Raw genomic sequence first — 13,205 nt, 5'->3', positions numbered from 1 at the left:
TTCTGCTAAAAATTCAGAACCAAAAAACATTGAAACATTGAGAGAACACCGTGCACCTACTTGTCATCGGCTACGTCTGGCCAGAACCCAACTCATCTGCCGCTGGCAGCCGAATGATGCAATTACTTAATTGTTTTTATAAACAACAATGGCAACTATCCTTTGCCAGTCCAGCTCAACAAACTGAGCATATGACGGATCTATCCCAACTAGGCATACAGGCTGAACACATCGAACTTAACGATGCATCTTTCGATACCTATATCGCAGACAAAAAACCGGACATTGTGATATTTGATCGCTTTATGATGGAAGAACAATTTGGTTGGCGCGTTGAAAAATTCAGCCCAGACTCATTACGCGTTCTCAACACAGAAGACCTTCACTCATTAAGACAAGCCAGACACAATGCTCTTAAACAAAATAGAACCTTTGTGATTGAAGACCTTTATAGCGATCTGGGCATTCGTGAAATCGCCGCAATTCATCGCTGTGACTTAACCTTGATGATTTCTGAAGTAGAAACCAAACTGTTAATTGATGAATTTCACGTACCTGAAACCCATTTATTTCACCTTCCATTTATGCTGCCCAAACCTAAAGACACTGATGCTCTAACCAGCTTTGAAGAGCGCCAACACTTCATTAGCATCGGCAATTTTCGTCACGCGCCAAATTGGGATGCCGTCCTGCAATTAAAAACAGAAATATGGCCAAAGATACGCAAACGCCTACCAAAAGCAGAAATGCATATTTATGGCGCTTACCCACCACCAAAAGCCACGCAATTACACAACGCAAAAGAAGGTTTTTTAATAAAAGGCTGGGCCGAAGATGCTCAAGAAGTCATGCAGCAAGCTCGACTTTGCTTAGCACCATTACGTTTTGGTGCAGGTATTAAAGGCAAATTGGTGGAAGCCATGCAAATGGGAACGCCGAGCATAACCACAACGATTGGCGCAGAATCCATGTATGGAGAGCTTCCATGGAATGGCATCATCAAAGACGACAATGAAACCTTTGTTGATGCAGCAGTTTCTCTCTATGAAGACAAAGAAAGCTGGCTACTAATGCAACAAAATGGCAATAGAATCCTACAGGCTCGATATCAAGCAGAAGAATGGGAACCGAAATTAATCAATCGACTTAAACTGCAAATACAGCTAAGGGAAAGCTTGAGAAAGAAACATTTCTTGGGATTGATGCTGCGACACCACAGCCTTAAGAGCACGCAATACATGTCGCAATGGATAGAACTTAAAAACAAAAACGAAGATAAGTAACATTAATAAAAAGCACTAGCTAGAAACAAAATTACTTTTAGCCTCTCGCTCGCGAACCTTTTTCATCACCGCCTGCTGAGAGGCTTTATTCATACTGCCCCACAGGCTAATTTCCTTACCGGTACGATAACAGCCTACACAAACATCTTCGTCATTCAAAAGACAGACATTGACGCATGGAGATTTCAACTGAGGTTTTGGCTTAGTCATTTTTAATCAGTACACCTAAAATAAAAGGCCTTAGCAAAGAACTTCACCAAGGCCTCAAATTCTAATATTCAGCGTTATGATAAACGCGCTGAACATCATCCAAGTCATTCAATAGATCTAAGAAACGATCAAACTGATCCACCTCTTCGCCTTGAATTTCTGTCGTGTTTTGAGCAACGAATTGAATTTCATCAACCTCAAATTCAATCTCTCCAAATGCATCTGTTAGTGCAGTTTTAGCCTTACTGTAATCGGTATGAGGCGCAAAAACAGTTACTTTACCGTCCTCTAGCTCAATATCTGTTACATCAACATCAGCCATCATCAAGGCTTCCAATACAGCTTCTTCGTCAGTACCAGCAAAAACAAAAATAGCACTGTGGTCAAACATATGACTCACGCTACCTTGGCTACCGATTTTACATTTTACTTTGTTGAAGCAAGTACGCACGTCACCAAAAGTACGGTTTGGGTTATCAGACAAACAATCCACGATAACCATAGTATTGCCAGGACCAAAACCTTCGTAGCGAGCAGTATCAAAGTCTTCTCCACCGCCACCTTTCGCCTTATCAATCGCTTTGTCGATAACGTGAGTTGGCACCTGATCTTTTTTAGCTCGGTCGATCAGAGAACGTAGCGACAAATTACCATTAGGGTCAATACCACCGGATTTTGCGCAAACATAAATCTCACGGCCGTATTTACTGTAAACCTTGGCTTTTTGGTCAGACGTTTTTGCCATGGACTCTTTGCGGTTTTGAAAGGCTCTGCCCATTACATATTCCTATTCTATACAGTCTTAAAAATAAGATTCTAACGTGTCGCCTAAAAAGAAGGAACTGCTAGCCGAGCATAAATACAATAAAAAGCCAGCCTTACCACAACAAAAAGGTTTTGAAACAAGAAACTTAGCCAATATAGACATACAACCAGTAGCACCCAAGTGACAAATAACTAAGCAAGCTGTCGAATGACTTTCGCAAGCACCGTGATTGCTTGATGGATTTGCGCCGGTGAAACACGCGCAAAACTCAACCTTAGAAACGAATCATCAAGTGAACTCTTACAGGGGAAAAATGGCGTTCCGGGAAGAACCAACACCTTATCCTTCAACGCTTCAGTCAGTACTAATTGTGATGAAACGCCTGCGGGCAACTTCACCCAAAAGAACATACCACCAGCTGGAAACGAAAATTCAATGAGATCGCCAAGCTCTGCATTTAAAGCCTCAGCCATCACATCTCGCTTTTCCTTATAGGCTTTTTGAAGCTTAATAACGTGATCCGGATATTGTCCAGACTTAAAGAATTGAGTAATCATACTCTGACCAAGACGATTGGTATGAAGATCAACAGCTTGTTTTACTTTAACCAAGTACGGAGAAAAAACATCACAGGAAACGATATAGCCAGTACGCAAACCTGGCCACAAAACCTTAGAGAAACTCCCCATGTACAGCCAAGGCGCTTGTTTTATCAAAGTTGAAATTGGCGTAAGGTCGACATTGTCATAACAAAGATCGCGATACGGATCGTCTTCAATGAGCAATATATTTTTCTCATCAAGCAGAGCAGCAATCTCGTGTCGACGCTGCAAACTATAACAATGCCCTGCTGGATTCTGAAAATTAGGAATCAAATAAACCGCTTTTGGATGATGTTTTTCAATAGCATCTCGTAAAGCTGAAACAGACATACCCTCAGCATCTGATATGACATCTTGAACCTTTGCACCTTGCAATTTAAATACCTGACAAGCAGCGAGATAGGTCGGCTGCTCGGTTAAAATAGTCGAACTTTCGTCTAAAATTAAACGACTGACAATGTCCAAGCCCTGTTGCGAGCCATTGGTTACCAGCACATTATCATTAGATGTCTGAATACCTCGCTCAGCCACAATCGACACAATACATTCTCGCAGGTCTTTCTCACCTTCACTTGGGCCATATTGCCGACTGTCGGTTAGTTGCTTCAATTCTGGGTATGCTGGCATCAGGTTTTCATCTGGCAAACCACCGGCTAAAGATAGAATGTCTGGCTGTTGACTATAATGCAGCAGTTCACGAACCAAAGATGCTTCCATGTTTCGTGAGTGTGAAGTCAATAAATGAGAAATATCCATACCAAACGCCTCGATATATTAAGAGTAGAGAAACAGAGTCAGACATTTTTAAAAAATAGAAAAGATACAATTCTCGATTTATTGAAGGATACAGAAAGAGAATGTGTTATTTATTGCTCAATATTTTTTGTCTCAACGTGCAGTAAGCATTCGAACTGCTGATCTTTTTCTAGCCAAAGATCATTCACCCACTGCTGAAAATACGCTCTATATTCTGCATCATCTTGATAATTCCCAAGTAAAGAATCATCAATAGGCATTAATCTAATATGCACTTTAATATTGGACACTTCTCCAGAAAGATAATCAAAAAAGCTCGGAATACCTTCAGGATAAACAATGGTTACGTCAATTAATTGATGTAACTTTCCGTCCATGGCATTTAAAGCAAAAGACAAGCCACCCGCTTTTGGCATAAGAAGGTGCTTATACTGACTAGATTGTTGATCATGTTTTTCAGTTGTGAAACGAGTTCCTTCTAGGAAGTTCATAATCGACACAGGGAAATACTGAAATTTATCACAAGCTTTTTTCGTCACCTCAATGTCTTTTCCTTTAAGTTCTGGTTTCTTTTTGAGCAGAGCAGAACTGTAACGTTTCATGAAAGGAAACTCTAATGCCCACCAAGCAAGACCGATAAAAGGCACCCAAATAAGCTCACGTTTTAAAAAGAACTTAATGAATGGAATACGCCTATTAAACAGGCGCTGCAGAATAAGTATATCCACCCAAGATTGATGATTAGCCGTTATCATATACCAGTCATTCAACTCAAAATCACGCGCACCCGATACATCAATAACAGAACGACCTAAGTAGCGCTGATTGATATTATTTATCACGATCCAGAACGTTGCTATGTTATCCAATACAACATTTAAAACCGCCCGTATCGACGCAAAGGGTAAAATACACTTAAACAAAGCCAAAACCATGACGGGAACGAAACAAATCAAGGTATTCATTATGATCAAAAAAAATGAAACCAGACCTTTTAGCACAAACAAAACAGGCATAAGCCAACCTAAAAATACAAAAATTGACGCATAATACTAAAGGAAACCCTTGATTGGAAATCCTCATTATTTACACTCCAACCAAGTAGCCAGCTTTCCACATAAAACTGTATAGTAAACAGACGATTAGAATGACTAGAGAACCAGCTCGATACCGAAGACATTGTGATAACGTATCGATGATTATCAACCCCCCTGTAAATAACACATAAACAGGACACAATAGGACCTCAAACTCCACTATGGCAATGACCAAAGGGTTAAAAATTCGACATAAACTTTTTGCAGTTTTTGTTTTAAGTAATATTTTACTCATTGTTTCTATGTGGCAAGTATTTCAATGGAGTTTTGACAGAGGATTTGTATCCTACGCAACGGAACGTGATCGCGACTTTTTAGAACAAATGGCAAACAGAACAGCCAACCTGTACATTTATTACGACGATTGGTATTTCTTGGTCCAAGAAAGCCGAATGGAAAGCGAATGGCATAAAGCAAAACTAGAAAACTTACGAGATTTGGTTCCGCCTCCTAGCACACCTAACTTAGATTTGATCTATCCTTCCCAGTATTATCGCCAACGCTTTCTATTATTTGATAGTCAACAAAAACCGATCATCGGCAAAACTCGCTTTGCCGATGCAGAAACCCATGCGGTTAGCGTGAATAAAAAAATAGTAGGGTATGTTGGCCTTCGTTCAATCAGAGAGCTTGTTCAGGATCAAACATTACGCTTTGTTCGCCAGCAAGGTGAAGCGTTCCTACTTATCTCTGCCTTCATGCTCGCGATCGCAGCGCTTTTAACCTGGCCTTTGGCTCAGTGGTTAAGTCGCCCTATCATTTCGATGCAGAAAGCCACAAAAAAACTGGCAGCTGGAAAGTTTGATACTCGCATATCAGTAAAAGGCGCAGATGAGTTAGCCAGTCTTAGTTGTGATTTTAATAACTTAGCTTGCACCTTAGAACACACGAGGGAGGCACGTAAACGCTGGGTTGCTGACACCGCTCACGAGCTAAGAACTCCTGTGGCAATTCTTAGAGGAGAAATTGAAGCAATGCAGGATGGGATTATTAAAGTTTCTCCTGAAAGCCTCTCTTCGTTACATCAAGAGACGCTGCATATTGCACGCCTAATTGATGACTTAAACCAATTATCAATGCATGATATGGGTAACTTAAGCTATGAAATGGAAGATATTACGATAAATGACATTATTGAACAAACCGTTCAATCCATGACTCTTCCATTTAATGAAGCTGGATTAGAATTAGGGTTTGAATATTCTCAAAAAAACCCTATTGTTATGAATGGTGACTCTGATCGATTACATCAGCTCTTTTCGAATCTAATGAATAATTCATTAAAATACACAAATGCACCTGGAAAGCTAACAGTAAAACTTTTAAAAAAGAACAAGAAAGCCATTGTTCTTTTTGAGGATACTGCACCAGGTGTTAGCGACGAAGATAAAAACAGAATTTTTGAACAGTTTTTCCGTGTTGAAAATTCAAGAAACCGAGCAACTGGCGGAAGAGGCTTAGGTCTCGCTATTTGCGCAAGTATTGTAGATGGACATCAAGGCACAATCAGTGCTTATCATTCCCCTGATGGTGGCTTAGGAATAAAAGTAGAATTCCCTTTAAACTAGTTTCGTTAAACGAATAGGAACGAATAATATTATGAGCAAAGTACTGATTATTGAAGACGAACCAAAACTAGCAGAACTAATGTCAGCTTATTTAGAGCAGGCGGGTTATGAGCATCATCACCTTGACCGCGGTGACATCGCTGTTAATTACATCAAAAACAACCAAGTTGATATTGTTCTACTAGATCTAATGCTACCAGGCTTAGATGGTGTTGAAATCTGTAAACAAGTTCGTCAATTCAGTGGCGTGCCTATTATCATGGTGACAGCGAAAGCAGAAGAAATCGATCGTCTAATCGGGTTAGAAATGGGTGCAGATGACTACGTATGTAAACCATTTAGCCCACGTGAAATTGTCGCTCGTGTAAAAGCAAACTTACGTCGCGTAGAATTAGACCAAGCAGAATCACCAAGAACTGATGGCTTCGATTTAGATGTAGATCGTCTTCGTGCAACGTATAAAGGTGATTTAATCGACTTAACAACAGTTGAATTTCAATTACTTCAATTGCTAATCAAAGAACCTGGTCGCGTTTTCGGCCGTGATCTTATAATGAAAAGCATTTATGCCGACAGCCGCGTAGTGAGTGATCGCACTATTGATAGCCATATCAAAAAGCTTCGTAAGAAAATTTCTGCTGTGGCACCTGAATTAAATGTTATTCATTCTGTTTACGGTGCAGGCTACCGCTTCGAAAACAACGATCAGTAAAACCCTTCTCTAAGGAATGGCGTTGAACAACTTTTTAGATGTACTGGTATTTTCTTTCTCTATAACAATGCCAATATTCATGATATTGGCATTGGGAGTTATCTTATACCGAATGCGAATCATCAATGACAACTTCATTGATGTCGCATCTAAACTGGTGTTTAACGTTACACTCCCTGCGTTACTTTTCATTAGTATTTCCAAGAGTGACATATCTTCAAACACTGACTTATCATTGGTGATATATGCAATGATAGCGGTAACTGTTACCTATATTGCATTAGAACTACTCTTGTCTATTTGGGAGCCAGATAAAGCAGAAAGAGCGGTTTTAGTTCAAGGTGCTTTTCGATCAAATATGGGCATTATTGGATTAGCCTATTGCGTTAATGCCTACGGTAATAATGTTTTTTCAGTGGCGTCAGTCTATCTAGGCGGAGTTACTATATTATTTAATATACTATCCGTCATTGGCCTAAGCCGAGCCCTAGGAAAAAATGCCAGTTTGATAGGCATTCTAAAAGGCATAGCGAAAAACCCATTAATCATCGCCATTTTGGCAGCCTTTATTACTTCACTAACAGGTTTATCACTTCCTTCAACGCTTTATAAAGCAGGCGATTATTTTGCACAAATGACGCTACCTTTAGCTCTCTTGTGCGCTGGAGCATCACTCAACTTTAAGTCTTTAAAAAGCGGGATGCTAGGCGCTATATTGGCATCTGTAGGTAAGCTTATTTTTATCCCTTTCATACTGACTTTTGGTGGATATTTACTAGGCTATCGCGGCATGGAGCTCGGCGTACTATTTCTCATGTCATCCGCCCCAACAGCGTCCGCGAGCTATATCATGGTACGCGCCATGAATGGAAACTCTACGCTTGCGGCAAACATCATCGTTATAACAACCATCGCATCCTTGATTAGTACCAGTATTGGCGTTACTTTGTTACGCAGCTTTAATCTAATCTAATCCGATTAATTAAACATTTAAAACTGGCTAAACACATTAAAGGCTAGCGAGACTCTCTTTGATTTCACAATTCCGTAAACATCGTCTTTTCTTTCTCACCTTCGGTTGCACTCTACTAACCCTACTATTCTTTGGTGTAAACACCATTGCCTATCAAGCACTCATTATAGACAAGCATTCAGAAGGCCAAGATAAACTACTCGATTACGTTATTGAGTTACGCAACGAATTAAAAAACTACCATATTCTTCCCTATGCTCTTGCTGATAACCCTACTCTACTAGCCTTTATGAATAACCCTAAAGACCAAGTGTTAACACAGCGACTGCAGCGACAACTGGAAGACCTGACACATGTATCTAAAACACAAGATTGGTTTATTTTATCTGCCCAGGGTGATCTTTTAGTATCCAGTGAACAATCCCCGCACTTCAATTTAGACGACTACTTCAGTAAACAAGATCTAAGCGATGTACTAAGAGAGCAGCAAGGAGAATACATCCTCGTCTCTGGTTACAACCCCCAGCAGTATCAATCAGCACATCTAGTATTGGCTCCTGTTTATACAAAGGCAGGATTAGCAGGCGCTGTCGCAGTAAGAATTAACGTCAGTGATTTGATTGAGCGATGGAATCTTTTCGATGATCTCGTTGTGATGACAGATCAAAACAGCCTCATTTTCTTAGCCAGTAAATTGAATCGGCTTTTAGTTAGTAATTGGCTAGATAACCCTACAGATGTTCAGTTTTTGAATAATACTCGCTCTAAAATTTACCATCTAAACGATGAAAACTACCTTTTACAGAACGTCACCTTAGATGACTTAAAATGGCAAATCCATTATTTATCAAATTTAAAAGGCATTCAGAAAAAAGCACAAAATATCGCTTTTATCAGCCTAGGTATTTTTGCTCTGATATTTCTTTTTTGGCTTTATCGGCGTGAGCGCTCTTTAAAAATCGCGTCAAAATTAGAGAACGAAATACTCATTGCCAATAGTGCTCTGCGCCAAAGAGTCCTGATCGAAAACACTCATGTCGGACTTTTGCAGCTAACAAAACGCGGTGAAATATCTTTTGTAAACCCGATGGGGTTGCGTTATTTCGGGCAAAGAGCTGAGCTTAACAGCCATTATTTATATGAATTCCTACCAGATTGCCCCGAGAACCAAATCGCATTAGCTTTTATCAGATCCCTGCAAACACAAGAGGTCGCTGGAAATGCATTCGCGGCAAACTTGCTAGAACAAGAAGTAGTCCTGCAAAAAGAAAACGGTCAAATTTTTCCAGCGTTACTCTCTGTCTCTTCTTTAGAATGGAGTGACTCACAAGGATACTTAGTAACCCTACTCGACATCAGCAAGCGCAAAAGAGCAGAATTAAACTTGCTCGACGCAAACACTCGCCTTGAAGAGCGGGTATTAGAACGAACGAAGGCATTAGAAGCCGCACAAAAAGAGCTATTAAGAACAGAAAAACTCGCTGCCATAGGGCAAATGTCTACAGCCATCGCTCATGAGCTAAATCAACCGCTCACAGGCATAAGAACATTAGCCTATACCGCAGAACTGCTACTTAAACGCCAAGATTCAGAACAAGCTTTAAAAACGCTCATAGACCTAGAATCGCTTGTTGTTAGAATGCAAAAACTAACCAGCGAACTAAAAGTACTTGCTTATAGAAGACCAGAACAGCTTGCATCAACCTCTATAAAAAGCTCTGTAGAACGAGCTATTGAAAGCCTTGGTGATGACGTAAACAGTGTTCAGTGGGAAATTGCATTCAACGACTTAGATGCTGTTATCGCAGAACCTACTCGACTAGAAAGAATATTTTCTAATTTAATTAGCAACTCAATTCAAGCCTGCTCCGAACAAAAAATCACACCAAGTATTAAAATATCCCTAGAAACACACGATGAGCAGATAACCATAAACTACCAAGACAATGGTCCAGGTATAGAATCATCTCAACTTACGCATATTTTCGAGCCTTTTTTTACGACAAAGCCGATCGGTAAAGGCTTAGGATTAGGGCTGGCCATTAGTGCAAACCTAGCAAAAGACATGAATGGCTTACTAAAAGCAAGCCATGACAATGACTCGAAACTTGTATTCAGCTTAACACTGTTAAAGGCCTAATATGGAAAACCGTAACACCAACAATCACATTGAAATATGGCTACTTGATGACGACGATATTGTTCGTTCAACCACCGCCCAGTGGCTGCGTTTATCAAACTATAACGTACGAGAATTTCAAGAGGCCCAAGAACTAATCGATCAGTTCAACATTGGGCTACCTTGCATTATCGTCAGCGATATCCGTATGACGCCAATCGACGGCTTAACGTTAATGAGCGACTGCCTGACCAAAGAACATGAGCTTCCATTTATACTTATTACCGGACATGGCGACGTTGACACCGCCGTCAATGCTTTGCGTGACGGTGCTTTTGATTTTCTTGAGAAACCCTTTGACCCAAACAGGTTGTTACAAACTGTTGAAAAAGCTATTCAACTAAGAAAAGTGCAACTTCAACATGCTAACCAATCTCAGTACCTTGGCGACTTACACGGCTTAGAAGAAACCATTATTGGTAAAAATGAGCAAATCATCCGTGTCAGACAGCAAATTCGCACCTTTGCCAGCATGGACACCCATGTCATTGTTTACGGAAAAACAGGCTGTGGCAAAGAGTTAGTTGCAAAAGCTTTACACGACTGCAGTCCAAGAAGCAGCAATCCATTTGTTGCCATTAATTGCGCCGCTATTCCAGCAGATCTGTTTGAAAGCGAACTATTCGGCCATGAGGCTGGCGCCTTTACCAGTGCGAACAAGCAAAGGATTGGCAAGCTTGAGCATGCCAGTGGCGGCACATTATTTCTCGATGAAATAGAAAGTATGCCACTCGCGATGCAAATTAAATTGCTACGCGTATTGCAGGAAAATCAACTCGAGCGAGTTGGTAGTAATAATACAATCAAGATAGACCTAAGAGTCGTCGCGGCTGCAAAAAGTGACCTACAGACGCTAGAAAACTTTAGGCAAGACTTATTCTTTCGTCTGAATGTATCGCAAATACATCTTCCAGATTTACGCAACCGGGGATCTGATATCCCACTGCTCTTTGAACATTTTTGTCGAATAGCAGTAAAAGAGCGCGGAGGAGATCTTAGACAACTCAGCCCAATCGATCATGAAACATTGACTTTGTATGGATGGCCTGGAAATGTTCGTGAGCTTAGAAACGTTGCCCTGCGTTATGCTCTTGAACCTAATACAAGTGTGGCAAAAATATTGGCTGGCTACCAAGCTCAGGACGATATAGACACCATAACCCCTCTCCCACTTAGCGTGAAGGTACAAGAATTTGAACGCAGCTTAATTGAAGCCAGTATTCGACAACAAAAAGGCAATATTCAACTTGTGTTAGAACAACTCCAGCTTCCTCGCAGAACACTCAATCAGAAAATGCAAAAATACGGCCTGAATCGAACAGACTACTTAGACTGACTCCCACCAAACAATACATATCAGATAAAAATATGAATAAAGTGATTCTCATATAAAATATTTAATGAGAATCACTTGCATTGAAAGCAAAAAGAATCTCTAATGATAACCATTATCAGATTGAGGCAACATACGATGCAACTAAACATGCGCGATGTGTATGACAATGCAGGAAAAGTCAAAGAAGAAGTAGCGCCATGGCTATCTGGCCATAAACAATTACTTGCCCTACTTCCAAATTTGCAATTACTTAACCAACACTTAATTAGTAATGCAGACGTTTCACTTCATGAAGAAGCACGATCAGGACTCTATTTTTCTTTTTTAGGAGCAGGGCCAATTAATACGGCAAAAGATATTAATTCTGTACAGATTTCATATCAGCCGAAAAACATTAACGGTCATTTCTTTATGGCAAAGGGTGATGAATACAGCCTACTGCAAACTCGAATTAGTCCAGCCCATTTAGCAGCTGTCCTAGGTGAAACAGAAGATCAAATCATCCAGCATTTTATGGCTATGCGAGACAAACTAGGCAATGAAAACGCCGTGATTCAGCTGCCTATTACAGAAAGAACCATCAGTGCCATTGAGCCAATATTGGCACACAAGGGACACTCAATAAGCCTTGCTGGATACCTCTATTCACTTATATTTATACTGATCGAGCAGCTACAAATGCTCAGTCACTTATCACAATGTGAAGACTGCCAAAGCAAACTTTTCCATGCACAAAATTTAATAGAAACACCGGAATACGATACTCTCAATATTAAACATCTAGCGCAACAAGTTGGCCTTAATACAGAAGCTCTTGCCATTGGCTTTAACCTTATTGTTGGGCAACCTATCGAAAGTTATTGCACTCGTAGCCGGATCAAATTCGCAGCAGCCCAACTAAGACAAAACCCGACGGCAAAATCTCATATTGTTGCTCAAAGTGGCTTTTCAGAAGACCAGTTCGAAGCAGCTTTTATCCAACACTTTGGTGTCAGTAGCCACCAATATAAACAAATTCACTAAATTACAGAAAGCAAAGGCATCACATGGCTCAATCAACAATTGCCCTTATTTACGGCACAGATACAAACAACACAGAAGAAGTTGGCCGCAAGATTGCCAAACAATGGGAAGAACTTGGCGAGCAAGTAGATATATTCAATATCAAGGATATTGAACTCAGCCAACTTGAACAATATTCCATGCTCATTTTGGGAATTCCTACTTGGGATTTTGGCGGCATTCAATCCGACTGGGAAGACATTGGAGACAATTTAGCTGAACTGGCTCTTGAAGATACAGTCATAGCCCTATATGGACTAGGCGATCAATTTGGCTACGGCGATTATTTTGTCGATGCTGTAGGTTGGCTATATGAAAAATTATTACCAACTAATGCAACCTTTATTGGCCAATGGCCAACAGAAGGCTATGAATTTGAAGCATCTAGAGCTTGTGTTGATAACAAAGAATTCTTCATCGGCCTAGCAATTGATGAAGATCAACAGTTTGAACTCACTGATCAACGCATCGAGCAGTGGGTCATCCAACTTTACGCAGAGAGAGCAGTAGAAGCCGCCTAAATTATCGCCTGACTGGCCATTTGATTAAAGCTAACGACTCAAATTTGGTTTACCCACACATTCGCTGCCCCGAATGCCCAAATTTAGCTTTTAATCAATGAGATAATTTTACGACTTGCTCTAAATAGCGTGAAGACCGT

13 protein-coding genes are annotated in these 13,205 nt (G+C 40.4%); 8 read left to right on the top strand and 5 right to left on the bottom strand.

The genetic code is table 11. The features are described 5' to 3' along the window. Window positions 1–50 precede the first annotated feature (50 nt). Entirely contained in the window at window positions 51–1,283 is a 1,233-nt protein-coding gene (locus tag CCS02_RS05205; protein ID WP_100636019.1) for a glycosyltransferase, read from the top strand. A 15-nt stretch (window positions 1,284–1,298) separates the two neighbouring features. Here the strand turns inward: CCS02_RS05205 and CCS02_RS05200 are convergent, their stop codons facing one another. The 4 genes from CCS02_RS05200 to CCS02_RS05185 all read right to left on the bottom strand — a co-directional run bounded on the left by CCS02_RS05200 (window position 1,299) and on the right by CCS02_RS05185 (window position 4,633). Further along, window positions 1,299–1,493: a DUF1289 domain-containing protein gene (locus tag CCS02_RS05200; protein ID WP_012070555.1), complete on the bottom strand. Its 195-nt coding sequence runs from the start codon at window positions 1,491–1,493 to the stop codon at window positions 1,299–1,301. A 61-nt stretch (window positions 1,494–1,554) separates the two neighbouring features. Then, the gene (locus CCS02_RS05195) at window positions 1,555–2,271 is read right to left on the bottom strand and encodes a YebC/PmpR family DNA-binding transcriptional regulator (RefSeq protein WP_072839916.1); all 717 of its coding nucleotides are present in this window, start codon (window positions 2,269–2,271) and stop codon (window positions 1,555–1,557) included. A 179-nt stretch (window positions 2,272–2,450) separates the two neighbouring features. Beyond that, on the bottom strand, window positions 2,451–3,617 hold the full coding sequence (locus CCS02_RS05190; RefSeq protein ID WP_100185726.1) for an aminotransferase-like domain-containing protein: 1,167 nt from the start codon (window positions 3,615–3,617) through the stop codon (window positions 2,451–2,453). Between the two features lie 110 nt (window positions 3,618–3,727). Next, the gene (locus tag CCS02_RS05185; RefSeq protein WP_100636018.1) at window positions 3,728–4,633 is read right to left on the bottom strand and encodes an acyltransferase; all 906 of its coding nucleotides are present in this window, start codon (window positions 4,631–4,633) and stop codon (window positions 3,728–3,730) included. A gap of 242 nt (window positions 4,634–4,875) precedes the next feature. On the opposite strand from CCS02_RS05185, the gene CCS02_RS05180 reads away from it, so the two are divergent. After that, window positions 4,876–6,282: an ATP-binding protein gene (locus CCS02_RS05180; protein ID WP_100185728.1), complete on the top strand. Its 1,407-nt coding sequence runs from the start codon at window positions 4,876–4,878 to the stop codon at window positions 6,280–6,282. A gap of 31 nt (window positions 6,283–6,313) precedes the next feature. Beyond that, complete coding sequence (locus tag CCS02_RS05175) at window positions 6,314–6,994, top strand: response regulator (protein ID WP_012070560.1); 681 nt, start codon at window positions 6,314–6,316, stop codon at window positions 6,992–6,994. Between the two features lie 9 nt (window positions 6,995–7,003). Here CCS02_RS05175 and CCS02_RS22335 read toward each other — a convergent pair whose 3' ends face one another. Then, complete coding sequence (locus CCS02_RS22335; RefSeq protein ID WP_232617035.1) at window positions 7,004–7,186, bottom strand: hypothetical protein; 183 nt, start codon at window positions 7,184–7,186, stop codon at window positions 7,004–7,006. On the opposite strand from CCS02_RS22335, the gene CCS02_RS05170 reads away from it, so the two are divergent. From CCS02_RS05170 to CCS02_RS05150, 5 genes are all read left to right on the top strand, one after another. After that, the gene (locus CCS02_RS05170; RefSeq protein WP_332835592.1) at window positions 7,107–7,967 is read left to right on the top strand and encodes an AEC family transporter; all 861 of its coding nucleotides are present in this window, start codon (window positions 7,107–7,109) and stop codon (window positions 7,965–7,967) included. The genes CCS02_RS22335 and CCS02_RS05170 overlap by 80 nt on opposite strands. Window positions 7,968–8,025: 58 nt before the next feature. Beyond that, on the top strand, window positions 8,026–10,107 hold the full coding sequence (locus CCS02_RS05165; protein ID WP_100185730.1) for a sensor histidine kinase: 2,082 nt from the start codon (window positions 8,026–8,028) through the stop codon (window positions 10,105–10,107). Window position 10,108: 1 nt separating this feature from the next. After that, window positions 10,109–11,482: a sigma-54-dependent transcriptional regulator gene (locus CCS02_RS05160; RefSeq protein WP_100636017.1), complete on the top strand. Its 1,374-nt coding sequence runs from the start codon at window positions 10,109–10,111 to the stop codon at window positions 11,480–11,482. Window positions 11,483–11,617: 135 nt separating this feature from the next. Next, on the top strand, window positions 11,618–12,505 hold the full coding sequence (locus CCS02_RS05155) for a helix-turn-helix domain-containing protein (protein ID WP_100636016.1): 888 nt from the start codon (window positions 11,618–11,620) through the stop codon (window positions 12,503–12,505). A gap of 23 nt (window positions 12,506–12,528) precedes the next feature. After that, window positions 12,529–13,065, top strand: coding sequence for a flavodoxin (locus CCS02_RS05150; RefSeq protein ID WP_072839908.1), 537 nt, complete (start codon window positions 12,529–12,531; stop codon window positions 13,063–13,065). Window positions 13,066–13,205 lie beyond the last annotated feature (140 nt).

It is taken from the genome of Marinomonas sp. ef1 (genome assembly GCF_002806845.1).
Lineage (GTDB): Bacteria > Pseudomonadota > Gammaproteobacteria > Pseudomonadales > Marinomonadaceae > Marinomonas > Marinomonas polaris.
This window is presented reverse-complemented; position numbering and strand designations above follow the sequence as displayed.

Coding starts and splice junctions, on each gene's coding strand:
- CCS02_RS05200 (WP_012070555.1), bottom strand. CDS start 1,493: ATGACTAAGCCAAAACCTCAGTTGAAATCTCCATGCGTCAATGTCTGT.
- CCS02_RS05195 (WP_072839916.1), bottom strand. CDS start 2,271: ATGGGCAGAGCCTTTCAAAACCGCAAAGAGTCCATGGCAAAAACGTCT.
- CCS02_RS05190 (WP_100185726.1), bottom strand. CDS start 3,617: ATGGATATTTCTCATTTATTGACTTCACACTCACGAAACATGGAAGCA.
- CCS02_RS05185 (WP_100636018.1), bottom strand. CDS start 4,633: ATGCCTGTTTTGTTTGTGCTAAAAGGTCTGGTTTCATTTTTTTTGATC.
- CCS02_RS05180 (WP_100185728.1), top strand. CDS start 4,876: ATGGCAATGACCAAAGGGTTAAAAATTCGACATAAACTTTTTGCAGTT.
- CCS02_RS05175 (WP_012070560.1), top strand. CDS start 6,314: ATGAGCAAAGTACTGATTATTGAAGACGAACCAAAACTAGCAGAACTA.
- CCS02_RS05170 (WP_332835592.1), top strand. CDS start 7,107: ATGCGAATCATCAATGACAACTTCATTGATGTCGCATCTAAACTGGTG.
- CCS02_RS22335 (WP_232617035.1), bottom strand. CDS start 7,186: ATGAAAAGTAACGCAGGGAGTGTAACGTTAAACACCAGTTTAGATGCG.
- CCS02_RS05160 (WP_100636017.1), top strand. CDS start 10,109: ATGGAAAACCGTAACACCAACAATCACATTGAAATATGGCTACTTGAT.
- CCS02_RS05155 (WP_100636016.1), top strand. CDS start 11,618: ATGCAACTAAACATGCGCGATGTGTATGACAATGCAGGAAAAGTCAAA.
- CCS02_RS05150 (WP_072839908.1), top strand. CDS start 12,529: ATGGCTCAATCAACAATTGCCCTTATTTACGGCACAGATACAAACAAC.